Source organism: Pseudomonas sp. GW821-FHT09E04 (genome assembly GCF_059416185.1).
This window is the reverse complement of sequence record NZ_JBWKOR010000004.1, coordinates 249,685-271,793: the sequence shown is the minus strand read 5'-3', so window position 1 is coordinate 271,793 and position 22,109 is coordinate 249,685. Positions and strand designations below refer to the sequence as shown.

Below are 22,109 nucleotides of genomic sequence, written 5' to 3'. Positions count from 1 at the left end.
TCTGTCCCCGATGTGTCGTTCGTCGGTTTTTAGGGGTTAGAATCGCCGCCTGTCCCAGAGTGTGTACTTATGTCCCAAGAGCTGACCACCGAACAGATTCAACAGTCCCTGCAAGGCATCAGCGTGCCTGCGCAACCGCAGATCATGGTGGATCTGCAAATGGAGCAGTACATGCCCGACCCGGATCTGGAGACGATCGCCAAGCTGATCTCCCAGGATCCCGGCCTGTCCGGCTCACTGCTGAAAATCGTCAACTCGCCGTATTACGGCCTGAGCAACAAGATCACTTCGATCAAGCGCGCGGTGAACCTGCTGGGCAGTCGTTCGATCATCAACCTGATCAACGCGATGTCGATCAAGGGCGAGATGAACGATGACACCATCGTCACCCTGAACCGCTTCTGGGATACCGCCCAGGACGTGGCCATGACCTGCCTGACCCTGGCCAAGCGCGTCGGCACCGAGGCGAGCGACGAGGCCTACGCATTGGGCCTGTTCCATGACTGCGGCGTGCCGCTGATGCTCCAGCGTTTCCCGGATTACATGAAGACACTCGAAGAGGCCTATGCCAACGCGGGTGCCGAACGCCGGGTTGTGGACACCGAGAACGATGTCTACAACACCAATCACTCGGTGGTCGGTTACTACACCGCCAAGTCCTGGCGCCTGCCGGAACACGTCAGCGCGGCCATCGCCAACCACCATAATGCGATGGCGATCTTCAGCGACGAGACTTCACGCAACAGCCAGATGAAAAACCTGCTGGCGATCCTGAAAATGGCCGAGCACATCTGCGCCTCGTATCGGGTGCTGGGCAACCAGACCGAAGACTTCGAATGGCAGGCCGTCGGGCCGCTGGTGCTCGAATACATCGGCCTCTCGGATTACGACTTCGAAACGTTGAAGCAGACGATCCGCGAACTTGGTGCACATTGATTTAGCAAACTGATTCGAGACACCCATGCCTGAATTGCCGGAAGTCGAAACCACCCGCCGCGGCATCGCCCCGCACCTGGAAGGCCAGCGCGTCAGCCGGGTGATCGTGCGTGACCGGCGGCTGCGCTGGCCGATTCCCGAAGACCTCGATGTGCGCCTGTCCGGGCAGCGCATCGTGCTGGTCGAGCGGCGCGCCAAGTATCTGCTGATCAACGCCGAGGTCGGCACGCTGATCAGTCACTTGGGCATGTCGGGCAATCTGCGGCTGGTTGAAGTCGGGCTGCCGGCGGCCAAACACGAGCATGTCGACATCGAGCTGGAATCCGGCCTGGCCCTGCGCTACACCGATCCGCGGCGCTTCGGCGCGATGCTCTGGAGTACCGACCCGCTCAATCACGAATTGCTGATTCGTCTGGGGCCTGAGCCGTTGACCGATCTGTTCGATGGCGAGCGGCTGTTCCAGTTGTCACGCGGGCGGTCGATGGCGGTCAAACCGTTCATCATGGATAACGCAGTGGTGGTGGGCGTCGGCAACATTTACGCGACTGAAGCGCTGTTCGCCGCCGGTATCGATCCGCGTCGAGAAGCCAAGGGCATTTCCCGGGCGCGCTATCTGAAGCTGGCAATCGAGATCAAGCGCATCCTCGCCGCCGCCATCGAACGTGGCGGCACTACGTTGCGTGATTTCATCGGTGGCGATGGGCAGCCGGGGTATTTCCAGCAGGAACTGTTTGTCTACGGGCGTGGTAACGAGCACTGCAAAGTCTGCGGCACCGGTCTGCGGGAAGTGAAACTGGGTCAGCGCGCCAGCGTCTTCTGCCCGCGCTGCCAAAGCTGAGCGCAAAAGCTGAAAAAGTCCTACGGTCTATAGTGAGTTGTCTCACTGTTCAGCCCGAAGGATCGTGCCATGAAATCCTCGCAAGCCCTGTTCCTCGCACTGCTGCTGTGTTCCGGCCTGACCGTTCATGCCACGGAAGGCGGCAGCGGCGACCCGCGATACGCCATCCAGAATCCACCGGCCTACGCCATGATTGGCGATCTGCTGATTGCCCGCCCCTTGCTGGTGGCGGCGACGGTGATCGGTGCGGGAGCGTTTGTGGTGTCGTTGCCGTTTACCGCGCTGGGTGGCGGCGTCGGCGATGCGGGGGAGGCGCTGGTGGTGGCACCGGCGAAAGCGGCATTCGTGCGCTGCCTGGGCTGCACCGGGGAAGGATTCGAGCAGCGTGAGTGACGCGATCGCAGCCTGGCGCTGCGATCGGGGTCAGAGGCTCAAGCCTTGCCGGTAATCTTGCGGTACTTCTCCATCAACTGTTCTTCAGTCTCCGGATGGGCTTCGTCCAGTGGAATGCAATCCACCGGGCAGACCTGCTGGCACTGCGGCTCGTCGTAGTGGCCGACGCACTGGGTGCACAGGTTCGGGTCGATCACGTAGATCTCTTCGCCCTGGGAAATGGCGGCGTTCGGGCACTCAGGTTCGCAGACGTCGCAGTTGATGCAATCGTCGGTGATGATCAGGGACATGCTAACTCCAGCCGGGGCGGCGGGCCCGGGCGCAATAAATCAATGCGCGCAATTGTGCCGCATTGGCGCCCGCAGTGCACGCGGGCGCCGTTTGAACGGTCGTTACTTCTTGAAGCGCAGGGTCAGTGCGTCAGCCACCGCCGGGTGGACGAACTTGCTGATATCGCCGCCCAGGGCTGCAATTTCCCGCACCAGCGTCGAGGAAATGAACGAATAACGCTCGGACGGGGTGAGGAACAGGCTCTCCACATCCGGTGCCAGCTGGCGGTTCATGTTGGCCAGCTGGAATTCGTATTCGAAGTCCGACACCGCGCGCAAACCACGCAGGAACACATTGGCGTTCTGCTCTTTGGCGAAATGCGCCAGCAGCGTCGAGAAGCCGACCACTTCCACGTTCGGCAGGTGTTTGGTGACCTCGCGAGCCAGCTCGACCCGTTGTTCCAGCGGGAACAGCGGATTCTTCTTGGGGCTGGCGGCGACGGCGATGATCACATGGTCGAACAGGCGCGAGGCGCGTTCGACCAGATCGCCATGGCCCTTGGTAATAGGGTCGAAGGTACCTGGGTACAACACTCGGTTCATCGCGTCGTCCTGGCGGGAATCCGTTGGGGAGTCGGATGGTATCGCAGCCGTCCCGGCCGGCCAAGTCGCCTTTTGGGTAAGAAAGCACTATAGACGGTACGAATCTTCGGCTTTTTCACGGGTTTCTCAACCGTTCGCCGAGGGATGTCGCCAGTTGCGCCGTCAGACCATATACCGACAGCTGCGGGTTGGCGCCGATGCTGGTGGGGAACAGCGAGCCGTCATGAATCGACAGATTGCGCAGTTGATGATGCCGGCCAAGGCTATCGGTGACGGCGGTTTTCGGGTCTTCGCCCATCGCACAACCGCCCATGACGTGGGCGCTGCCCAGGCGTGTGCGGTACAGCTCAAGGCTCAAGCCGTCGATCATTTTGCGTGCCTCGGCCAGACTGTTCACGTAGCGCGCATCGGCGTGCATCGGCATCACCGCTTTGGCGCCACCGGCGAACTGGATTTCGGCCATGACGTGGAAGGCCCGGCGCAAACCGTCCCAGGCGTAGGACGACACCTGATAATCGAGCACCGGCGAGCCGTCGCCACGCAATTCGACACTGCCGCCCTGGCTGTCCTGATGAAAACCGTCACGCAGCAACGCCAGCATGGCGTGGGTATGGGGCAGGTCGGCCATGTGCTGCGCGTTTTCCTGGCCGAAGCCGCCGAGCAGGGTGGCGGCCAGCGCCGGGTGCAGCGGCGGCACTTCGAGTTTGAAGGCCATCGGCCCGGTGGTGCCGTCCTTCCACTGGAAGTGGTCGGAGTAGATCGACTGCGGCGCCCCATAAAACGGGTTGATGACCTCGTCGAAGCGCCCGGCGGACATGTTCACCGGATGCAGAAAGGTGCGTTTGCCGAGGCGCTGATGGGGATCCGGCGCATCCGAGCGCAGCAGCAGGGCAGGGCTGTTGATCCCGCCGCCGGCCAGCACGTAATGGCGGGCCTTGACCGTGATCTTGCGTCCGGTCGGTTCGACGCAGCGTTCGTCCATCGCCACGCATTGCAGCCCGGTCACTTTGTCGCCGCTGATCAACAGCTTCTCGGCGCGGGCCAGATAAAGCAGTTCACCGCCCTTTTCCAGGGTCGCCGGAATGGTTGTGACCATCATCGATTGTTTGGCGTTGGTCGGGCAGCCCATGCCGCAATAACCCAGATTCCAGCAGCCGCGCACGTTGCGCGGGATCACGTGCCAGCTGTAGCCCAGTTGTTCGCAGCCTTTGCGGATCACGTCGTTGTTGGCGTTGGGTGGAATCATCCACGGGGCGACGCCGAGGCGCTGTTCCATTTTTTCGAACCACGGCGCCATGTCGACGGGGCTGTGGCCTTTGACGTTGTGTTCTTTGGCCCAGTGTTCGAGGGTCGGCTCGGGGGTTCGGAAGCTCGATGTCCAGTTGATCAGGGTGGTGCCGCCGACCGCGCGACCCTGAAGGATGGTGATCGCGCCGTCCTTGCTCATGCGGCCGATGCCTTCCTGATAGAGGCTGCTGTAGGCCTTGTCTTCCAGCATCTTGAAGTCGCTGCTGGTCTTGAGCGGACCTTCTTCGATCAGCAGCACTTTATAACCGGCGGCGCTGAGGATTTCCGCCGTGGTGCCGCCGCCGGCACCGCTGCCGATGATGGCCACGTCGGCTTCCAGAGTCAGGTCGTCGGTCAGTTGTGCGCCGTTGTAGGTTTTCCAGCCACGGGCAAGGCCTTCGCGAAACGGGTCAGGTACGGGCATCAATCAGGCTCTCTTATTATTGTTCGGGGGAGGCGCGTGTCTCAGACGGTGGGCGGGCCGGGATAACCACAGTGCGCCCAGGATTCGGCGCGGGTGTACCAGGCCATCATCACCATTTGCTGCAGGGAGCTGTGGCCCATGCGCAGCAGGCTCAACGAGCTGTTTTCCCAGCGATCGAGGAAGTGTCGGATCGCCTCGGGACTGGCGTTTTCCCAGCTGCCCCAGATTCCGGTCAGCGGTCCTCGGGTCACGGCCATGCCCAGTACGTCGAACAGTTGCCGGGTGAGTTTGAGCATTTCCGGCGACAGGTGATCGAGGCTGTAGTCCAGGGACTTCAGCGCTCCGTCGACAGCGGCGGGCATCTTCTCCACTGCGACAGCGCCATCGAGCATCACCGGAATCAGCGCGCGCAGAAACAGCAGGTCACCGCTGCGCAACGCGGTGAATCCGTTGGCCGATACGCTCGACGAACAGCCGCTGAGGCTGGCGCCGAGGCCGGCGGTGGCGAGGAAAGCCGTGGCGCCCAGGCTGAATTTCAGCAGGCCACGGCGCGAGAGTGCAGGTGTTTCGGTCAGGCTTGGGTGCATTGTTGTTATTACCCGGCGGTGACGTTAGCGAATGAACAGTTTCTGGATCAGTTTCTGGATGGATTTGCCGTACGGCGGGTAGATCAGCTTCGCCGCGTTGAAGCGCTGTTTAACCAGTACACCCTTGGCCTTGCTGAAGGTCAGAAAACCTTCGTGCCCGTGGTAATGGCCCATCCCCGACGGCCCGATACCGCCGAAGGGCATGTCGTCCTGGGCCACATGCAGCAACGTATCGTTGAGGCAGACACCACCGGAATGGGTTTCGTGAAGCACGCGCTTCTGTTCACGTTTGTCGTAGCCGAAGTAGTAAAGAGCCAGAGGACGTGGCCGCTGATTGATGTAAGCAAATGCCTGATCCAGATCCTGATACGGCACGATCGGCAGCAGCGGGCCGAAGATTTCGTCCTGCATCACCGTCATCTCGTCACTGACATTCAGCAGCAGGCTGTGAGGCATGCGTCGGCCCTGGCCCTGATCGAACAGCGGAATCAGCAGCGCGCCCTTGCTGGTGGCGTCGCTGAGGTAGCTGTTCAGCCGCGCCAATTGGCGCTCGTTGATGATGGCGGTGTAGTCCGGGTTGTCGGCGAGTGTCGGATAAAACCCGCGCACGGCCTGGCGATAGGCTTCGACGAAACCGCCGACCCGATCTTCCGGCACCAGCACGTAGTCCGGGGCCACGCAGGTCTGGCCGGCGTTGAGCGTCTTGCCGAAGGCGATGCGCTCGGCGGCGTCCTTGAGCGGCACATCGCGGGAGACGATGGCCGGGGATTTGCCGCCCAGTTCGAGAGTCACTGGCGTGAGGTTTTCCGCCGCTGCGCGCATCACGTGCTTGCCGATGCTGGTGGCGCCGGTGAACAGCAGGTGATCGAAGCGCAGTTTCGAGAACGCCACGCCGACATCGGCCTCGCCGAGCACCACGCAGACCAGGTCTTCGGGGAAGATCCGCGCCAGTAATTCCTTGAGCAGCAGGCCGGTGGCCGGGGTCGATTCGCTGAGTTTGAGCATCACCCGATTGCCCGCTGCGAGCGCGCCGGTCAACGGGCCCATGGCCAGAAATAGCGGGTAGTTCCACGGCACGATAACGCCGACCACGCCCAGCGGTTGGTACACGACTTTCGCCGACGCCGGCTGGAAGGCGACACCCACTTTGCGCCGCGATGGCTTCATCCACTGGTTGATATGGCGGCTGGCGTAATGAATGCCATGCAGGCTCGGCATCAACTCGGCGAGCAGGGTTTCATCGGCGCTGCGATGGCTGAAGTCCGAACTGATCGCCTCGACCAGCGCCTGCCGTTCGCTGCTCAGCAGATCGCGCAACGCCTTGAGCCATTGCTGGCGCTGGGCGGCCGGCGGCATCGGGTTGGCGGCGTAGGCGGCGCGCTGCGCGTTGAACAACCGGTTGAGCTCTTCCAGCGGCTGTTGCAACGATTGCAGGTAGGCAATATCGGCGGTCATTGTCGGCTCCGGATTTGTTGTCGTGAGGAACTTTCTAGAGTCTATGCTCTAGAAAGTCAAATGACTTCCTTGTGCGTCATGGTTTTATCCCATTCCGGTTAGGTCGTAAGATGCCCCCCAACGCACTCTGAATTAAAGCTCAAGCCATGGCCCCACGGATCAAAACCAGCGAGCGCATCGTGCAGAACAGCCTCGAGCTGTTCAATCAGCAGGGCGAGCGCAGCATCAGCACCAACCACATCGCCGCTCACATGGAGATTTCTCCGGGCAACCTGTACTACCACTTCCCCAACAAGCAGGCGATCATCTCCGTGCTGTTCAGTGAGTACGAAAGCCTGGTGGACAGCTTCCTGCGCCCGCCTCAGGGGCGTGCGGCGACGGTCGAAGACAAGCGTTTCTATCTCAAGGAACTGTTGTCGGCGATGTGGCGCTACCGCTTCCTGCATCGCGATCTTGAGCACCTGCTCGACAGCGACCCGGACCTGGCCGGGCGTTACCGGCGCTTTTCCCAGCGCTGTGTGATTCAGGGCGCGGCGATCTATGAAGGCTTCGTCGCCGCCGGCATCCTGAAGATGGACCGGGTGCAGATCGAATCCCTGACCCTCAACGCGTGGATCATCCTCACCTCCTGGGTGCGCTTTCTGTGCACGACCCGGGAAAACTCCAATCACCTCAGCGAGCAGGCCATTAAACGCGGCGTGTATCAGGTGCTGGTGCTGGAAGCGGGGTTTGTCACCGAGCAGGCCCGCGATGAGGTCAACGCACTGTTCGAAGAATTCTACGTACCGTTGGCCCAGGCCCTCGAAGAAAGGTCCTGACCCATCCGCTCACAGGAGTCGTTCGCTATGCCGATTGCGCAACTGATCAGCCCGACCACGCTGGATGCCCGCAAGGAGCAACCGGGGCTGGTGATTCTCGACTGCCGTTTTGCCCTCGAAGACCCGGACTACGGCCAGCGCAGCTATGCCGAAGGACACATTGCCGGGGCGAGCTATGCCGATCTTGAGCGAGACCTCAGCGGCCCGGTGACCAAGGGCGTGACCGGGCGTCATCCGTTGCCGGAGCCGGCAGCGCTGATCGAGCGCCTGCAAACCTTCGGCATCAACAACGACAGCGACGTGGTTCTGTATGACGACGGCCCCGGTGCCTACGCGGCGCGGGCCTGGTGGTTGCTGGCGTGGCTGGGCAAGCGCGACGGCGTGTTCATTCTCGATGGCGGGCTCAAGGCCTGGCACGCGGCCGGTCTGCCGCTGAGCCTGGATGCGCCTTCGGTGACTCGCGGGACGTTCAGCGGGCATCCGGACAAACATCTGCTGCTCAGCGCCGAGCAATTGCAGCAACGCCTCGGTCAACCGGCTCTGACTCTGCTCGATGCCCGCGCCTTGCCGCGTTTCAAGGGAGAAGTGGAGCCGATCGACCCGATCGCCGGGCACATCCCCGGTGCGCAATGCGCGGCGTTCACCGACAACCTGGGCAGCGATGGGCGTTTCCTGCCGGCCGACCAGCTCAAGCAGCGCTTTGCCGCGAAACTCGGCGAGCGGTCGCCGGCCGATCTGGTGGCGTATTGCGGCTCGGGGGTGACGGCGTGTCACAACCTGTTCGCCCTGTGCCTGGCGGGTTATCCGTTGGGTTCGCTGTATGCCGGGTCGTGGAGCGAGTGGATCAATGAGCCTTCGCGCGGTATCGCCACCGGCGAGTAAGCGCGTTCAGCGGTCCAGCCGCGCACTGCGATAGGCCGCTGGCCCCACGCCGTAAACCTGTTTGAACTGCCGACTCAGATGACTCTGGTCGGCAAAGCCCAACTGTGTGGCGACCTCCACTGGCAGGCAGCCGCTCTGCAACAAGCCCCGCGCGCAGGCAATCCGCTGTTGCATCAGCCAGGTGTGCGGCGGCATGCCGGTGGCGCGGCGGAACACCCGGGCGAAGTGGAAGGGCGACAGGTTCACCGCTGCCGCCAGTTCTTCCAGCGAGGGTGGCGCCGCCAGTTGTGCGTGCAGCAATTCCTTGGCCATCACCACCGCACGATGTTCCTTGCCGGGTTTGCCGTTGATCTGCACCGCCGCGTGGCGTTGCAACAGCAGCATCATCATTTCGCGCCACACCGTTTGCTGTTGCAGCGCGGTGGCGGGGCTTTCCAGCAAGCGGTGCAACTGGCTGAAGCCGTTGACCAGATCCGGATCGCGATAGAGCGTCGCGCCAAAAGCCGGCATCGGCGCAGTCGGCAGTTCCAGTTCTTCGAGCAGCGAGACAATCTTGCCGGTATCCGGATAAAACGCCCGGTACAGCCAACCGTCCTCGGTGCCTTTGTGGCCGGTGTGCAATTCGTCCGGGTTGATCAGCACCAGCGTGCCGCTGCCGGCCAGGTGTTCGGCGCCGCGATAGCGGTAGCGCTGGGCGCCGGCCATGATCATGCCGATCACGTAGCCGTCGTGGACATGCGGGGCGAAGCGATGCTCGATGTAGCGCGCCGACAGTAATTCGACCCCGGCCAGTGGCGCGGTTTGCCAGAAACGGATCGACTCGCCCTGTTCGCTCATGACGTCACTCGCGCCCCGAATCGGCCAGCCACTGGGGAATGCGCCGTTCCAGGTAATAACCCGGTTGGCGGAACGAGCCATCGACGAAGCCGACATGCCCGCCCTTGCTCTGCAATTCGAACGCGGTCGAACTCGACAGCTCACTGGCTGAAGGCAGGCTGTGGGGGAACACGAACGGGTCGTCCGCCGCTTGAATGATCAGGGTCGGTGTACGGATCTCGCCAAGAAAGTAGCGGCTCGATGCCCGGCGATAGTAATCCTCGGCATCGGCAAAGCCATTCAGTGGCGCCGTCACCCGGCCGTCGAAATCCCAGAAGGTGCGCATGTTTTCCAGTGAGCCGAGGGCGGCCAATGCGGCAAGACCCTCCTCGCGGCCGTCGTGCTGGAACTGGCGCTGCTTGTTCTTGATGTAGGCGACCATCTCGCGCATGAAGTGCGCCTGATAGACCTTCGAGAAACCCTGGCCAATACGGTCGGCGCACTGATCCAGACGAAACGGCACCGACACCGCCACCGCACCGAGCACGCCGCTGGCGCTGCCGGTTTCCCCCAGATGCTTGAGCAGCACGTTGCCACCGAGGGAGTAGCCGACCGCATACAGCGGCGCCAGTGGCCGCTTGGCCTTCAGATGACGGATGGTTTCGGCGAGGTCTTCGCTGGCGCCGGAATGGTAGCTGCGCGGCAACAGGTTCGGTTCGCCCGAGCAGCCACGCCAGTTCAGCGCAACACTGGCCCAGCCTTGGGCGGCGAGCGCTGCCTGGATTCCGGCGACGTAAGGCGAATTGGAAGAACCAGTCAGCCCGTGCAGCACCAATACCAACGGCGCTTCCGCACTGTGGGGGCCGTGCCAGTCAAGGTCGAGGAAATCGCCGTCGTCCAGCCACAGTCGTTCGCGCTGGCGATCAAGGTGCACGGTTTTGCGCCACAGCGGCCCCCACAAGGTTTGCAGGTGCGGATTGCCGAGGCCGAAGGCGGGGATGAACGGTTTTGACGAAGGGGACACGATTGCTCTCGATGCAGCGCAGCGAGCCTCGGCTGAAGCTCGCCGCTTTTTCAGGCCGGTCGGTTAACCGGCGATCACTGCCATACGTTGCCACAACGCGTAGTACACCCGCCCGGATTTCTGCTCGCGGTGCAGGCGCCAGTTGCCTGGCAGGCCGAGGGTCGATGGCGCGGTTTCGCTTTCAGTGTAGATCCACGAATCATCGGCGAGCCATTGGCGCTCTTCCAGCAGCGTGCAGACGGCTGGCAGCAGGTTCTGGTTGAAGGGCGGGTCGAGGAACACCAGATCGAACGCGGTCGCGGTCTGGGTTTCCAGGTAGCGCAAGGCATCGGCGGTCTGCACGTGGCCGTTGGTGCAGCGCAGCGTGCCGAGGTGTTCTTTCAGGCTGGAGACTGCGACATGGCTGGCATCCAGCGCCTGACCCATGGACGCGCCACGGGACAGCGCTTCCAGAAACAGCGCGCCGCTGCCGGCAAACGGATCGAGCACCTTGGCCCCGGCAACATACGGCGCGAGCCAGTTGAACAGGGTTTCGCGCACACGGTCCGGCGTCGGACGCAGGCCCGGCGCATCAGGGAAGCTCAGTTTGCGGCTGCGCCATTCGCCGCCGATGATGCGCAGCTGGTTCACACCGTTGTGCAGTTTTTGTACAGGTTTCTTTGGACTGGCCATTAATGCTCCGGAACCCCGAGCGGCTGCTCGGCAGGTTTATCAGATGGGGCCGGTAACGGCTTTTGCGGCACGGTCGGGCCAGCGCTGACGATGACCAGTTTATCCGTGCTCAAGTGTTTGTTCAGGGCGTCGCGAACCTGCTCGACGGTCAGGCTCTGGGACTGACGCATGAAGTCGTCCAGATAATTCAGCGGCAGGTTGTAGAAACCCATGGCGCCGAGTTGGCCGACGATATCGGCGTTGCTCGCAGTGGACAGCGGGAAGCTGCCGGCCAGTTCGCGCTTGGCGTCATCAAGTTCTTTCTGGGTCGGGCCTGTCTTCAGGTAATCGGCGAGCACATCCTGCACCAGTTTCAGGGTGCCTTCGCTCATTTCCGCGCGGGTCTGCAGATTGATCATGAACGGGCCGCGCGCCTGCATCGGGCTGAACGCCGAATACACGGTGTAGGCCAGACCACGTTTCTCGCGGACTTCACTCATCAAGCGGGTGCCGAAGCCTCCGCCACCGAGGATCTGGTTGCCCATCGACAGTGCGGCGTAGTCCGGGTCGTCACGGTCGATGCCCAGTTGCGCGAGCATCAGATTGGTCTGCTTGGACGGGAACTCGATATGGCCGACGCTGGCCTTCGGCTCCTGCGGCTGGGCGATCTTCGCCAGCGCCGGGCCTTTTGGCAGGGCGGCAGAAACCTGATTGGCAATTGCCTCGGCCTCGGCACGGGACAGGTCGCCGACCAGCGCAATCACCACGTTGCCGGCGGCATACGCCTTGGCGTGGAACTCACGCAGTTGCGCCAGGGTGATCTTCGGTACGCTTTGCGCGCTGCCATCGCTGGAGTGCGCGTACGGGTGATCGCCGTACAGGCGCTTCATCAATTCCAGGCTGGCGAGTTTGCCGGGGCTCTGTTTCTGGTATTCGAAACCGGCGAGCATCTGGTTCTTGATACGCGCGAAGGAGTCGGCGGGGAAGGTCGGTTTGCCGATCACTTCGGAGAACAGCTTCAGTGCCGGTTCGCGTTTGTCGACGGCACTCAGGCTACGCAGCGATGCGATGGCCATGTCCTTGTAGGCGCCGTTGCCGAAATCCGCGCCCAGGCCTTCAAAGCCCTGGGCGATTGCACCGACATCCTTGCCGGCCACGCCTTCGTTGAGCATGGCGTTGGTCAGCAGGGCCAGGCCCGGCGCGTTGCCGTCCTGGCTGCTGCCGGCGGAGAAGATCAGGCGCATGTCGAACATCGGCAGTTCGCGAGCTTCGACGAACAACACCTTGGCGCCTTCGGCGGTGTTCCAGGTCTGCACGTCGAGCTTGCGGCTGGCCGGGGCCTTGCCGTCGAGTTCGGCCAGCGATTGCAGCTTCTGGCTGGACTTGGCGTTATCCAGTGCTTCGCTGGCCTTGCTGTTGTCGCTCGGCGCCAGGTAGAACGCGGCGGAGCCGATCACCGCCACGGTGATCAGGCCAAGCAGCAACAGGCGTGGGGTTTTGCGCTCACTCATGAGTCGTCTCCAGTGGCAGGACGTGGGCGACGCTGAGACGTTCGCGGGTGAAATACAGCTTGGCGGCGTTCTGGATGTCTTGCGGGGTGACGCTTTCCAGATCGGCCAGTTCGGTGTCCATCAATTTCCACGACAGGCCGACCGTCTCCAGTTGGCCGATGGCGGTGGCCTGGGCAGTGATCGAGTCACGCTCGAAGACCAGGCCGGCGATGACTTGTGCACGCACGCGCTCCAGTTCTTCGGCGGACGGTGCGGTGGTTTTCAACTGTTCCAGCAGTTTCCACAGACCGGCTTCAGCCTGGGCCATGGTCTTTTTCTTCTGGGTGTTCGGTGTGGCGGACAGGGTGAACAGGCTGTCACCGCGCGTGTAGGCGTCATAACTCGACGAACCGCCGGACACCAGCTCTTCGCCGCGCTCCAGTTGGGTCGGGATACGACCGCTGTAGCCGCCGTCCAGCAGCGCCGAAATCAGGCGCAAGGCATTGATGGAGCGCTTGTCCTCGACGGTGGCCAGGCTTGGCACGTTGAAACCGAGCATCAGGCTGGGCAGTTGGGTCTGCACATGCAGAGTGATCTGGCGTTCGCCGGGTTCGGCCAGTTCCAGCGGTTTTTTCGCTGGTGGCACGTCGCGTTTCGGGATCGGCCCGAAATAGCGCTGGGCGAGGGTTTTCACCTCGTCCGGGGTCACGTCACCGACCACCACCAGCGTGGCGTTGTTCGGCACATACCAGGACTGGTACCAGTGGCGCAGTTCTTCGACCTTCATCCGGTCGAGGTCGGCCATCCAGCCGATGGTCGGCGTGTGATAGCCGCTGGCCGGGTAGGCCATGGCCTTGTAGCGCTCGTAAGCCTTGGACATCGGTTTGTCGTCGGTGCGCAGGCGGCGCTCTTCCTTGATGACTTCGATTTCCTTGGCGAACTCGTCGGCCGGCAGACGCAGATTGGCCATGCGGTCGGCTTCCAGTTCAAAGGCTACGCCCAGGCGGTCGCGGGCCAGCACCTGGTAGTAGGCGGTGAAGTCATCGCTGGTGAACGCGTTCTCTTCGGCGCCGAGGTCGCGCAGGATCAGCGAGGCTTCACCGGGGCCGACTTTCTCGCTGCCCTTGAACATCATGTGCTCGAGGGCGTGGGACAGACCGGTCTGGCCCGGGGTTTCGTAGCTGGAGCCGACCTTGTACCAGACCTGCGACACCACCACCGGCGCGCGATGATCTTCGCGCACGACAACCTTCAAACCGTTGTCGAGGGTGAATTCGTGGGTCGGTTGCGGGTCGGCTGCCAGGGCCGAAAGGGGCAGGCAGACTGTGCTGAGCAGCAGGCCTGCGGCGCGGCGGGCTAGAGCATTCATTCGTTTTTAAACCTGTTGGGCTGCCCGCTTGGTCTTAGCCTAGGCGGGCGAGGAGGTGCTAGGATACTGATCCGTTTTACCGGCGACCACGCCTATCCGGTTTTGAAACTTGATCAGGTTGTATGGGTTTGCGGCAGAAGGCCTTGGTTTATCAGCTAAACTTCGCTTTTTCGCCGATTTTGCCGGCTAGTCCTTCATTAAAACGATTCCTTTGAGGTGCCGTTGGCGCTTCGACAAAATGTTGCGCGTGAACAAGCTGGGTGAAACGCAGTCTGTTCTGCATCGAATATTTATTTGCCGGGGCGCCCCTGTGGCGCGTCGCTACCGTGAGATAGCCGTCCTCCATGTTTGGTTCCAACGACGACAAGAAGACCCCAGCTGCGGCTGGCGAGAAGAAAAGCCTGTTCGGATGGCTGCGCAAGAAACCGCAGGAACCCGTCGTCGAACAGCCGACGGCCATTCCTGAGCCGGCCCCGGCGCCAGCGCCGGTAATAGAGGAAGCGCCGGCCCCGGTTGTGCTGCCGATTGCCGAGCCTGTGTTGCAACCGGTGGCTGAGGCCGAACCTGAAATGCCGGCTGCCGCCGAACTGCCACTGACTCCGGTTGCCCAGCCGTGGCTGACCTTGCCGGTGGCCGAAGAGCCGGTGGCATTGGTTGAAGAGGCTGCGCCGCATGTGACGCCGGTGATTCCTGCGCCGGTTGCGTTTGCTTCTGAGCCGGCTCCTGTGGCCGAGCTGGTGATTGAGGCTGCGCCAGTTTTTGCCGAGCCTGTCGCAGTTGCTCCGGCTATCGAAATCCCCGAGTCTGCACCTGCACCTGCACCTGCACCTGCACCTGCACCTGCACCTGCACCTGCACCTGCACCTGCACCTGCACCTGCACCGGTCGTCGCTGCGCCTGTCGCGGTCGTCGAAACTCCGGTCGCTGCGCCTCGCACCGAAGAAACCAAGGCCGGCTTCTTCGCCCGTCTCAAGCAAGGCCTGTCGAAGACCAGTGCCAGCATCGGCGAGGGCATGGCCAGCCTGTTCCTCGGCAAGAAAGCCATCGATGACGAGTTGCTCGACGACCTCGAAACCCGTCTGCTGACCGCTGACGTCGGCGTCGAAGCCACGTCGGTGATCATCCAGCGCCTGACCCAGAAGGTCGCACGCAAGGAACTGGCCGATTCCGACGCCCTGTACAAATCCCTGCAAGCCGAGCTGTCTGCGATGCTCAAGCCGGTCGAGCAGCCGCTGAAGATCGTTTCGCAGAACAAGCCGTTCGTGATCCTGGTGGTTGGCGTCAACGGTGCCGGCAAGACCACCACCATCGGCAAGCTGGCGAAGAAGCTGCAACTGGAAGGCAAGAAAGTCATGCTCGCCGCCGGTGACACCTTCCGTGCGGCGGCGGTCGAGCAGTTGCAGGTCTGGGGCGAGCGCAACAAGATTCCGGTGATCGCCCAGCATACTGGCGCTGACTCGGCCTCGGTGATCTTCGACGCCGTGCAGGCCGCCAAGGCCCGTGGCATCGATGTGCTGATCGCCGACACCGCCGGTCGCCTGCACACCAAAGACAACCTGATGGAAGAACTGAAGAAGGTTCGCCGGGTAATCGGCAAGCTCGACGCCGATGCGCCGCACGAAGTGCTGCTGGTGCTCGACGCCGGTACCGGTCAGAACGCCATCAACCAGGCCAAGCAATTCAACCAGACCGTCGAACTGACCGGCCTGGCGCTGACCAAGCTCGACGGCACCGCCAAGGGCGGGGTGATTTTCGCCCTGGCCAAGCAATTCGGCCTGCCGATCCGCTACATCGGCGTCGGTGAAGGCATTGACGATCTGCGTACCTTTGAAGCCGAACCCTTTGTCCAGGCACTGTTTGCCGAGCGGGAGCGTTCATGATTCGTTTCGAACAGGTCGGTAAACGCTACCCGAACGGTCACGTCGGCTTGCATGAGCTGAGCTTTCGAGTCCGTCGCGGCGAGTTCCTGTTTGTCACCGGCCATTCCGGTGCCGGTAAATCCACGTTGTTGCGCCTGCTGCTGGCGATGGAGCGTCCGACCAGCGGCAAACTGCTGCTGGCCGGGCAAGACCTGAGCACCATCAGCAATGCGCAGATTCCGTTCCTGCGCCGGCAGATCGGCGTGGTGTTCCAGAATCATCAACTGTTGTTCGATCGCACGGTGTTCAACAACGTCGCGCTGCCGTTGCAGATCCTCGGGCTGTCCAAGGCGGAAATCGCCAAGCGCGTCGATTCGGCGCTGGAGCGCGTGGCGCTGTCGGACAAGACCGATCTGTACCCCGGCGACCTGTCCACCGGTCAGCAACAGCGCGTCGGCATTGCCCGCGCCATCGTTCACCGTCCGGCCCTGCTGCTGGCGGACGAACCGACCGGTAACCTCGACCCGCGTCTGGCGGCCGAAATCATGGGTGTGTTCGAAGACATCAACCGTCTGGGTACCAGCGTGCTGATCGCCAGTCACGACCTGGCCCTGATTGCGCGCATGCGCCATCGCATGCTGACCCTGCAACGCGGCCGATTGATCGGTGACGGGGAGGCTGGCGAATGAGTGCAACACGTAGTCCGAAGGTTTCCGAGCGTGTGGCTCCCAAAGCCGCCGATCCGCAGCCGCCAAAAAAGAAAAAGCACGACGATGACGATGGCCCGGATTTCGCCACGCTGTTCCGTGCCTGGGTGGAAAACCACCGTGCCAGCCTGCTCGACAGCCTGCGCCGCCTCGGCAAGCAGCCGATCGGCAGCTTCTTCACCTGCATGGTGATGGCGGTCGCACTGAGTCTGCCGATGGGGCTGTCGCTGTTGCTGAACAACGTCGAGCGCCTGGGTGGTTCTTGGCAGCGTGCGGCACAGATCTCGCTGTACCTGGAGCTCGAAGCCAGTCCGGCTCAGGGCGAGAAGCTGCGCGATCAGATCAAGGGCATGCCCGGTGTAGCTGATGCTGAATATGTCGGCCGCGATCAGGCACTGGAAGAGTTCCAGCAGCAGTCCGGATTGGGCGAAGCCCTGCGCGAGCTGCCGGAAAACCCGCTGCCGGGCGTGGTGCTGGTCACGCCGAACGAGGTCGACAAGTCGACGCTGGAAGCATTAAGACAAAAACTTTCCGAGCTGCCCAAGGTACAACAGGCGCAACTTGATCTAGTCTGGGTCGAGCGTCTGGCTGCCATCCTCAAGCTCGGCGACCGCTTTGTCTTCGGTCTGACGGTGTTGCTGGTTTCCGCATTACTTTTGGTGATAGGCAATACCATTCGTCTTCATATTGAAAACCGCCGCACCGAGATAGAAGTGATTAAACTCGTCGGCGGCACTGACAGCTATGTACGTCGTCCCTTCCTTTATATGGGCGCGTTGTATGGTTTCGGTGCGGGGCTGCTGTCCTGGGGTGTGCTGGCGTTCGGCCTGAACTGGCTGAACGACGCGGTAGTCGGGCTGGCCGGCTTGTACGGCAGTGATTTTGCGCTGGCCGGAGTGCCAGTTGCCGACGGTCTGTCGCTCTTGCTTGGCGCGGTGCTGTTGGGTTATATCGGTGCATGGATTGCAGTCGCACGTCATCTCAGGGAGCTGGCGCCGAAGTAGAATCTTTTTTTGCGCGTGATTGACCTTACGGTTTTTAGGGAACTTGTACTTGAGTTCCCGGTCAATTTTTCGCAGTGCCGAAAGGCGCGAGTATGTAAGTCGGAGGTTTTTTCGTATGACCAATTCTTTGCAACCTGCGTATGCATTGGTTCCGGGCGCAAACCTGGAAGCCTATGTACACACCGTCAACAGCATTCCATTGCTGACGCCGGAGCAGGAGCGTGAACTGGCCGAGAGTCTCTACTATGAGCAGGATTTGGGGGCGGCTCGGCAGATGGTGCTCGCCCACCTGCGTTTTGTTGTACACATTGCCCGTAGCTATTCCGGCTACGGCCTGGCTCAGGCTGACCTGATCCAGGAAGGCAACGTCGGCCTGATGAAGGCCGTGAAGCGTTTCAACCCGGAAATGGGCGTGCGTCTGGTGTCCTTCGCGGTGCACTGGATCAAGGCCGAGATTCACGAGTTCATCCTGCGCAACTGGCGGATCGTGAAAGTCGCGACCACCAAGGCCCAGCGCAAGCTGTTCTTCAACCTGCGCAGCCAGAAGAAACGTCTGGCCTGGCTGAACAATGAGGAAGTCCACCGTGTGGCGGAAAGCCTCGGCGTCGAGCCGCGTGAAGTGCGTGAGATGGAAAGTCGCCTGACCGGTCATGACATGGCCTTCGACCCGGCTGCCGAAGCGGACGACGACAGTGCTTTCCAGTCGCCGGCCAACTACCTGGAAGACCACCGGTACGACCCGGCGCGTCAGCTGGAAGATGCCGACTGGAGCGACAACTCCAATCACAACCTGCACGAAGCGCTGGAAGTGCTGGACGAACGCAGCCGTGACATCCTCTACCAGCGCTGGCTGGCAGAAGAGAAAGCCACGCTGCACGACCTGGCGCAGAAGTACAACGTGTCTGCCGAGCGGATCCGTCAGCTCGAGAAGAGCGCGATGAACAAGCTCAAGTTGTCGATTGCCGCGTAACCGGTAGTCCGACAATAAAAAACGCCCCGATCAGTGATGATCGGGGCGTTTTTGTTTGCCTGTCAGAAAGTCATTGAGCCCAGGGTGCCCGCCGCGAATCATTGAGTGTCAGCAAATAGCTGTCGCCACCCAACTGGCTCATCTGCTGGCGAATCCACCCCGCCCTGCGTGAAACATAGGATGTCGGGTGGCTGGCGCTCCAGACCCGGGGATTGGGCAATACGGCTGCCAGATAACTCGCCTGCTGCCGGGACAAAGACTTGGCGCCTACGCCAAAGTGATGCCTTGCTGCCGCTTCGGCACCAAACACGCCGTCATCCCACTCGACACTGTTCAGGTACACCTCAAGAATTCGCTGCTTGGGCCAGAACACTTCGATCAGCGCGGTAAACCACGCTTCCAGGCCTTTGCGCAGATAACTGCGACCCGACCACAAGAACAGGTTCTTCGACACTTGCTGGCTCAAGGTGCTGGCGCCACGGATCGAACCGCCGAGTTCGTTGTGGGCCAGTGCGGCCTTGATTGCACTCAGGTCAAAACCCCAATGCTCGGGGAATTTCTGGTCTTCGCCGGCAATCACCGCGACCTTCAGGTCATCGGAGATCTCGTCCCACGGCTTCCAGGTGCGCTGCAGATCAATCGGCTCGCCGTCGACCCAGGATTCGATCTTGCGCTCGACCATCAGCGCCGTGCCCGGTGGCGGCACGAAACGAAACACCAACACCAGCAATACGCTGCCGCCCGCGAACCAGAGCAGAGCCTTCGTGAAACGACGGAGAAATAAACGCAGCATAGAGATGGCTTGGCCGAACCGGTTGAGCGGGCCATTATACAGACCCTGCCGATCGAGTCTGACTGGAGTTCTACATGCTGCGTAGCTTTCTGATGCTGGCTGCCTTCTTTGGTTTTACCGGTGTCGGCCTCGGCGCATTCGCCGCCCATGGCCTGAAAAACCGCCTGACCCCCGAGTACCTCGCGATCTTCCACACCGGCGTCACCTATCAACTGGTGCATGCGCTGGCGTTGTTCGGCGTGGCACTGCTGGCCACGCAGCTTCAGGGGCGACTGGTTGCCTGGGCCGGTATCTCGTTCAGCATCGGCATCCTGCTGTTCTCCGGCAGCCTGTACCTGCTGACCACCGTCGGCATCGGCAAGCTCGGCATCATCACCCCGTTCGGTGGCCTGGCGTTCCTGATCGGCTGGTTGTGCCTCGGACTCGCCGCCTGGCGCCTGCAGCCAACCGCTTGACGCTTGGTGCTGACCTTTAGGTCATGATCGGGCTAGAATGCCACCCCCTAAAAATGATGGCGGCATCCGGCATGCGCATTCAGTTGAACGGCGAATCCCTTGAACTGCCCGACGGTGAAACCGTTGCGGCCCTGCTGACCCGTCTGGACCTGACCGGACGCCGTGTGGCGGTCGAACTCAATCTGGATATCGTCCCGCGCAGCCAGCATGCCGACACGACTTTGAACGACGGCGACAACGTCGAAGTGGTGCACGCCATCGGCGGCGGCTAGTCGCCAGGCCTGCATGGGCCGAGAATTCTGCAAGACCCTCACCCCAACAGAGGATTTCCCATGAGCATCGTTCGTAGCGACAAGCCTTTCGTTCTGGCCGGTCGTACTTACCAGTCGCGTTTGCTGGTCGGTACCGGCAAGTACCGTGACATGGAAGAAACCCGTCTGGCCATCGAAGCCTCGGGTGCCGAGATCGTCACCTTCGCCGTGCGCCGCACCAACCTGGGCCAGATCGAAGGCGAGCCGAACCTGCTCGATGTGCTGTCGCCGGATCGCTACACCTTCCTGCCGAACACCGCTGGCTGCTACGACGCTGTCGAGGCTGTGCGCACCTGCCGCCTGGCCCGTGAGCTGCTTGATGGCCATAACCTGGTGAAGCTGGAAGTGCTGGCCGACCAGAAAACCCTGTTCCCCAACGTGATCGAAACCCTCAAGGCCGCCGAAGTACTGGTCAAGGAAGGCTTCGACGTGATGGTTTACACCAGTGATGACCCGATCATCGCCCGTCAACTGGCTGAAATCGGCTGCATCGCAGTGATGCCGCTGGCCGGTCTGATCGGCTCGGGCCTGGGGATCTGCAACCCGTACAACCTGCAGATCATCCTCGAAGAAGCAAAAATTCCGGTGCTGGTGGATGCCGGTGTCGGCACCGCTTCCGACGCCACCATCTCCATGGAGCTGGGCTGTGATGCGGTGCTGATGAACTCGGCCATCGCCCACGCCCAGCAGCCGATCATGATGGCTGAAGCCATGAAACACGCGATCGTCGCGGGCCGCCTGGCCTACCTCGCCGGCCGCATGCCGAAAAAACTCTATGCCAGCGCCTCTTCGCCGCTGGATGGTCTGATCAAGTAAGAGCTATTGATGACTGAATCGAACGACACGCCAATCCAGACGGAAGAAGGCGACGAGCGCCAACACCGCCGCATCAAGAGTTTCGTGATGCGCGCCGGGCGCATGACCGAAGGCCAGCAGCGCGGCCTGGATCAGGGCGCGCCGAAGTTCATCCTGCCGTTGGCCGATGCGCCGGTGGATTACGACCAGGTGTTCGGCCGTTCCGCGCCGCGTTCGCTGGAGATCGGTTTCGGCATGGGCCATTCGCTGCTGGAAATGGCAGCCGCTGCGCCGGAACAGGATTTCATCGGTGTCGAAGTTCACCGTCCGGGTGTCGGTGCGCTGCTCAATGGCGTGCTGACGCAGGGCCTGACCAACCTGCGGGTCTACGATTGCGACGCGATCGAAGTGCTCAATCGCTGCATCGCCGACAACAGCCTCGATCGCCTGATGCTGTTCTTCCCGGACCCGTGGCACAAGAGTCGTCACCACAAGCGCCGCATCGTTCAGGCGTCCTTCGCTGAGCTGGTGCGCAGCAAGCTGAAGGTTGGCGGCATTCTGCACATGGCCACCGACTGGGAACCGTACGCCGAATACATGCTGGAAGTGATGAACGTCGCCCCGGGCTATCGCAACCTCGCCGAAGACGGGAAGTGCGTGCCACGCCCGGCCGAACGCCCGATCACCAAGTTCGAACGCCGCGGCGAACGTCTTGGGCATGGCGTGTGGGATCTGAAGTTCGAAAAGCTCGCTTAAGCATCACGCAATAAAACTGTGGGAGCCATTGGCTCCCACAGTTGTTTTAGCAGTGCTCGGAAGTTACACCGTTGAAAGAAATTCCGCCGGAACCCGCTCGGTCAGCCAGACGCCATTCTCGGCCTGATAGAACTTGAAACCCTGTTCCTGCATCTGCCGCGCTGCAACCTTCAGAATCACCACCGTTCCGTAACGTTGCCCAACCGCCGAGGCGGTAGCGGTTTCCTGAGAAAGGTGCACGTGATGGCGTGACCCCGGAATCAATCCCTGCTCGTTGATCGAGTCCATGAAGCGCGTCGCGGTGCCGTGATACAGCGTTTCCGGAGGCTGCTTTTCTTCGAACTGCAGCTCCACGCTTTTCGTCGAGTGCCCCTGAACCGCACGAATCGACTGACCGTCGGCGGAGATCGAAAAGCGCTTCTTGTCGCTGCTCGCCACGACGTTTTCGATTAGCGCGCGATCCAGCGTTCTACCGTCCCGCGTCGCGCCACCGATCAAGGCGTCGATGTCTGCCCAGCCTTCGGAATCCAGCGTCAGGCCGATCGCCTGTGGCTCATGACGCAGCACGAAGCTGAGAAATTTGCTTGTTTCGTCCAGCAGTTTCTTGCTCATGAACT

General features: G+C 61.8%; 26 protein-coding genes. 13 read left to right on the top strand and 13 right to left on the bottom strand.

Features of this window, described 5'->3' with window-relative positions:
• The first annotated feature begins 123 nt into the window (after positions 1-123).
• The 3 genes from AC07N4_RS16280 to AC07N4_RS16270 all read left to right on the top strand — a co-directional run bounded on the left by AC07N4_RS16280 (position 124) and on the right by AC07N4_RS16270 (position 2,167).
• The gene (locus AC07N4_RS16280) at positions 124-936 is read left to right on the top strand and encodes an HDOD domain-containing protein (protein ID WP_173861305.1); all 813 of its coding nucleotides are present in this window, start codon (positions 124-126) and stop codon (positions 934-936) included.
• Between the two features lie 25 nt (positions 937-961).
• Complete coding sequence (mutM, locus tag AC07N4_RS16275) at positions 962-1,774, top strand: bifunctional DNA-formamidopyrimidine glycosylase/DNA-(apurinic or apyrimidinic site) lyase (protein ID WP_102619680.1); 813 nt, start codon at positions 962-964, stop codon at positions 1,772-1,774.
• Positions 1,775-1,843: 69 nt separating this feature from the next.
• Entirely contained in the window at positions 1,844-2,167 is a 324-nt protein-coding gene (locus tag AC07N4_RS16270) for a multidrug transporter (RefSeq protein WP_102619681.1), read from the top strand.
• A 38-nt stretch (positions 2,168-2,205) separates the two neighbouring features.
• Here AC07N4_RS16270 and AC07N4_RS16265 read toward each other — a convergent pair whose 3' ends face one another.
• The 5 genes from AC07N4_RS16265 to AC07N4_RS16245 all read right to left on the bottom strand — a co-directional run bounded on the left by AC07N4_RS16265 (position 2,206) and on the right by AC07N4_RS16245 (position 6,792).
• Positions 2,206-2,457, bottom strand: a complete 252-nt coding sequence (locus AC07N4_RS16265; RefSeq protein ID WP_003195146.1) for a YfhL family 4Fe-4S dicluster ferredoxin — start codon at positions 2,455-2,457, stop codon at positions 2,206-2,208.
• A 102-nt stretch (positions 2,458-2,559) separates the two neighbouring features.
• Positions 2,560-3,039 carry a pantetheine-phosphate adenylyltransferase gene (coaD, locus tag AC07N4_RS16260; protein WP_003229157.1) on the bottom strand — a complete coding sequence of 160 codons (480 nt, stop codon included), beginning with the start codon at positions 3,037-3,039 and terminating at the stop codon, positions 2,560-2,562.
• A gap of 115 nt (positions 3,040-3,154) precedes the next feature.
• A complete protein-coding gene (locus tag AC07N4_RS16255) occupies positions 3,155-4,750 on the bottom strand; it encodes a GMC family oxidoreductase (RefSeq protein ID WP_493065681.1) in 1,596 nt (531 codons plus the stop codon).
• A 41-nt stretch (positions 4,751-4,791) separates the two neighbouring features.
• The gene (locus tag AC07N4_RS16250) at positions 4,792-5,337 is read right to left on the bottom strand and encodes a twin-arginine translocation pathway signal protein (RefSeq protein WP_493065682.1); all 546 of its coding nucleotides are present in this window, start codon (positions 5,335-5,337) and stop codon (positions 4,792-4,794) included.
• A gap of 24 nt (positions 5,338-5,361) precedes the next feature.
• A complete protein-coding gene (locus AC07N4_RS16245; protein WP_493065683.1) occupies positions 5,362-6,792 on the bottom strand; it encodes a coniferyl aldehyde dehydrogenase in 1,431 nt (476 codons plus the stop codon).
• Between the two features lie 146 nt (positions 6,793-6,938).
• Between AC07N4_RS16245 and AC07N4_RS16240 the strand changes: the two genes are divergently transcribed.
• Both AC07N4_RS16240 and AC07N4_RS16235 read left to right on the top strand, forming a co-directional pair.
• Entirely contained in the window at positions 6,939-7,610 is a 672-nt protein-coding gene (locus AC07N4_RS16240) for a TetR/AcrR family transcriptional regulator (protein ID WP_096817567.1), read from the top strand.
• 27 nt (positions 7,611-7,637) lie between these two features.
• Positions 7,638-8,492: a sulfurtransferase gene (locus tag AC07N4_RS16235; protein ID WP_493065684.1), complete on the top strand. Its 855-nt coding sequence runs from the start codon at positions 7,638-7,640 to the stop codon at positions 8,490-8,492.
• Positions 8,493-8,498: 6 nt separating this feature from the next.
• On the opposite strand, the gene AC07N4_RS16230 is transcribed toward AC07N4_RS16235, so the two are convergent.
• The 6 genes from AC07N4_RS16230 to AC07N4_RS16205 form a co-directional block, all read right to left on the bottom strand.
• Positions 8,499-9,329 carry an AraC family transcriptional regulator gene (locus tag AC07N4_RS16230; RefSeq protein WP_085731553.1) on the bottom strand — a complete coding sequence of 277 codons (831 nt, stop codon included), beginning with the start codon at positions 9,327-9,329 and terminating at the stop codon, positions 8,499-8,501.
• A 4-nt stretch (positions 9,330-9,333) separates the two neighbouring features.
• The gene (locus tag AC07N4_RS16225) at positions 9,334-10,332 is read right to left on the bottom strand and encodes a hydrolase (protein WP_493065685.1); all 999 of its coding nucleotides are present in this window, start codon (positions 10,330-10,332) and stop codon (positions 9,334-9,336) included.
• Between the two features lie 63 nt (positions 10,333-10,395).
• Entirely contained in the window at positions 10,396-11,004 is a 609-nt protein-coding gene (gene rsmD, locus AC07N4_RS16220) for a 16S rRNA (guanine(966)-N(2))-methyltransferase RsmD (RefSeq protein ID WP_096817575.1), read from the bottom strand.
• On the bottom strand, positions 11,004-12,494 hold the full coding sequence (locus tag AC07N4_RS16215; RefSeq protein WP_096817576.1) for a M16 family metallopeptidase: 1,491 nt from the start codon (positions 12,492-12,494) through the stop codon (positions 11,004-11,006). Before AC07N4_RS16215 ends, rsmD begins: the two co-directional genes overlap by 1 nt.
• A complete protein-coding gene (locus tag AC07N4_RS16210; protein ID WP_096817578.1) occupies positions 12,487-13,842 on the bottom strand; it encodes a M16 family metallopeptidase in 1,356 nt (451 codons plus the stop codon). The genes AC07N4_RS16215 and AC07N4_RS16210 overlap by 8 nt, the downstream gene beginning before the upstream one ends.
• 151 nt (positions 13,843-13,993) lie before the next feature.
• Positions 13,994-14,188, bottom strand: coding sequence for a hypothetical protein (locus AC07N4_RS16205; protein ID WP_096817581.1), 195 nt, complete (start codon positions 14,186-14,188; stop codon positions 13,994-13,996).
• Here AC07N4_RS16205 and ftsY point away from each other — a divergent pair.
• The 4 genes from ftsY to rpoH all read left to right on the top strand — a co-directional run bounded on the left by ftsY (position 14,187) and on the right by rpoH (position 18,382).
• Positions 14,187-15,722 carry a signal recognition particle-docking protein FtsY gene (gene ftsY, locus AC07N4_RS16200; protein ID WP_493065686.1) on the top strand — a complete coding sequence of 512 codons (1,536 nt, stop codon included), beginning with the start codon at positions 14,187-14,189 and terminating at the stop codon, positions 15,720-15,722. The two genes, AC07N4_RS16205 and ftsY, sit on opposite strands and share 2 nt — an antisense overlap.
• Positions 15,719-16,390, top strand: a complete 672-nt coding sequence (ftsE, locus tag AC07N4_RS16195; RefSeq protein WP_008065082.1) for a cell division ATP-binding protein FtsE — start codon at positions 15,719-15,721, stop codon at positions 16,388-16,390. The genes ftsY and ftsE overlap by 4 nt, the downstream gene beginning before the upstream one ends.
• Entirely contained in the window at positions 16,387-17,412 is a 1,026-nt protein-coding gene (ftsX, locus tag AC07N4_RS16190; RefSeq protein WP_096817585.1) for a permease-like cell division protein FtsX, read from the top strand. The genes ftsE and ftsX overlap by 4 nt, the downstream gene beginning before the upstream one ends.
• Positions 17,413-17,527: 115 nt before the next feature.
• The gene (gene rpoH / locus AC07N4_RS16185) at positions 17,528-18,382 is read left to right on the top strand and encodes an RNA polymerase sigma factor RpoH (protein WP_003229146.1); all 855 of its coding nucleotides are present in this window, start codon (positions 17,528-17,530) and stop codon (positions 18,380-18,382) included.
• A 70-nt stretch (positions 18,383-18,452) separates the two neighbouring features.
• Here rpoH and mtgA read toward each other — a convergent pair whose 3' ends face one another.
• Positions 18,453-19,175: a monofunctional biosynthetic peptidoglycan transglycosylase gene (gene mtgA, locus AC07N4_RS16180; RefSeq protein WP_096817587.1), complete on the bottom strand. Its 723-nt coding sequence runs from the start codon at positions 19,173-19,175 to the stop codon at positions 18,453-18,455.
• A gap of 74 nt (positions 19,176-19,249) precedes the next feature.
• Between mtgA and AC07N4_RS16175 the strand changes: the two genes are divergently transcribed.
• From AC07N4_RS16175 to trmB, 4 genes are all read left to right on the top strand, one after another.
• Positions 19,250-19,630 carry a DUF423 domain-containing protein gene (locus AC07N4_RS16175; RefSeq protein WP_085709061.1) on the top strand — a complete coding sequence of 127 codons (381 nt, stop codon included), beginning with the start codon at positions 19,250-19,252 and terminating at the stop codon, positions 19,628-19,630.
• A 71-nt stretch (positions 19,631-19,701) separates the two neighbouring features.
• Entirely contained in the window at positions 19,702-19,902 is a 201-nt protein-coding gene (gene thiS / locus AC07N4_RS16170; protein WP_167394879.1) for a sulfur carrier protein ThiS, read from the top strand.
• A 60-nt stretch (positions 19,903-19,962) separates the two neighbouring features.
• Positions 19,963-20,757 carry a thiazole synthase gene (locus tag AC07N4_RS16165; protein WP_085731561.1) on the top strand — a complete coding sequence of 265 codons (795 nt, stop codon included), beginning with the start codon at positions 19,963-19,965 and terminating at the stop codon, positions 20,755-20,757.
• A gap of 9 nt (positions 20,758-20,766) precedes the next feature.
• Complete coding sequence (gene trmB, locus AC07N4_RS16160; protein WP_493065687.1) at positions 20,767-21,492, top strand: tRNA (guanosine(46)-N7)-methyltransferase TrmB; 726 nt, start codon at positions 20,767-20,769, stop codon at positions 21,490-21,492.
• 63 nt (positions 21,493-21,555) lie between these two features.
• Here the strand turns inward: trmB and AC07N4_RS16155 are convergent, their stop codons facing one another.
• On the bottom strand, positions 21,556-22,104 hold the full coding sequence (locus AC07N4_RS16155; protein ID WP_493065688.1) for an RNA 2'-phosphotransferase: 549 nt from the start codon (positions 22,102-22,104) through the stop codon (positions 21,556-21,558).
• Positions 22,105-22,109 lie beyond the last annotated feature (5 nt).

Coding starts and splice junctions, on each gene's coding strand:
- mutM (WP_102619680.1), top strand. CDS start 962: ATGCCTGAATTGCCGGAAGTCGAAACCACCCGCCGCGGCATCGCCCCG.
- AC07N4_RS16270 (WP_102619681.1), top strand. CDS start 1,844: ATGAAATCCTCGCAAGCCCTGTTCCTCGCACTGCTGCTGTGTTCCGGC.
- AC07N4_RS16265 (WP_003195146.1), bottom strand. CDS start 2,457: ATGTCCCTGATCATCACCGACGATTGCATCAACTGCGACGTCTGCGAA.
- coaD (WP_003229157.1), bottom strand. CDS start 3,039: ATGAACCGAGTGTTGTACCCAGGTACCTTCGACCCTATTACCAAGGGC.
- AC07N4_RS16255 (WP_493065681.1), bottom strand. CDS start 4,750: ATGCCCGTACCTGACCCGTTTCGCGAAGGCCTTGCCCGTGGCTGGAAA.
- AC07N4_RS16250 (WP_493065682.1), bottom strand. CDS start 5,337: ATGCACCCAAGCCTGACCGAAACACCTGCACTCTCGCGCCGTGGCCTG.
- AC07N4_RS16245 (WP_493065683.1), bottom strand. CDS start 6,792: ATGACCGCCGATATTGCCTACCTGCAATCGTTGCAACAGCCGCTGGAA.
- AC07N4_RS16240 (WP_096817567.1), top strand. CDS start 6,939: ATGGCCCCACGGATCAAAACCAGCGAGCGCATCGTGCAGAACAGCCTC.
- AC07N4_RS16235 (WP_493065684.1), top strand. CDS start 7,638: ATGCCGATTGCGCAACTGATCAGCCCGACCACGCTGGATGCCCGCAAG.
- AC07N4_RS16230 (WP_085731553.1), bottom strand. CDS start 9,329: ATGAGCGAACAGGGCGAGTCGATCCGTTTCTGGCAAACCGCGCCACTG.
- rsmD (WP_096817575.1), bottom strand. CDS start 11,004: ATGGCCAGTCCAAAGAAACCTGTACAAAAACTGCACAACGGTGTGAAC.
- AC07N4_RS16215 (WP_096817576.1), bottom strand. CDS start 12,494: ATGAGTGAGCGCAAAACCCCACGCCTGTTGCTGCTTGGCCTGATCACC.
- AC07N4_RS16210 (WP_096817578.1), bottom strand. CDS start 13,842: ATGAATGCTCTAGCCCGCCGCGCCGCAGGCCTGCTGCTCAGCACAGTC.
- ftsY (WP_493065686.1), top strand. CDS start 14,187: ATGTTTGGTTCCAACGACGACAAGAAGACCCCAGCTGCGGCTGGCGAG.
- AC07N4_RS16205 (WP_096817581.1), bottom strand. CDS start 14,188: ATGGAGGACGGCTATCTCACGGTAGCGACGCGCCACAGGGGCGCCCCG.
- ftsE (WP_008065082.1), top strand. CDS start 15,719: ATGATTCGTTTCGAACAGGTCGGTAAACGCTACCCGAACGGTCACGTC.
- ftsX (WP_096817585.1), top strand. CDS start 16,387: ATGAGTGCAACACGTAGTCCGAAGGTTTCCGAGCGTGTGGCTCCCAAA.
- rpoH (WP_003229146.1), top strand. CDS start 17,528: ATGACCAATTCTTTGCAACCTGCGTATGCATTGGTTCCGGGCGCAAAC.
- mtgA (WP_096817587.1), bottom strand. CDS start 19,175: ATGCTGCGTTTATTTCTCCGTCGTTTCACGAAGGCTCTGCTCTGGTTC.
- AC07N4_RS16175 (WP_085709061.1), top strand. CDS start 19,250: ATGCTGCGTAGCTTTCTGATGCTGGCTGCCTTCTTTGGTTTTACCGGT.
- thiS (WP_167394879.1), top strand. CDS start 19,702: ATGCGCATTCAGTTGAACGGCGAATCCCTTGAACTGCCCGACGGTGAA.
- AC07N4_RS16165 (WP_085731561.1), top strand. CDS start 19,963: ATGAGCATCGTTCGTAGCGACAAGCCTTTCGTTCTGGCCGGTCGTACT.
- trmB (WP_493065687.1), top strand. CDS start 20,767: ATGACTGAATCGAACGACACGCCAATCCAGACGGAAGAAGGCGACGAG.
- AC07N4_RS16155 (WP_493065688.1), bottom strand. CDS start 22,104: ATGAGCAAGAAACTGCTGGACGAAACAAGCAAATTTCTCAGCTTCGTG.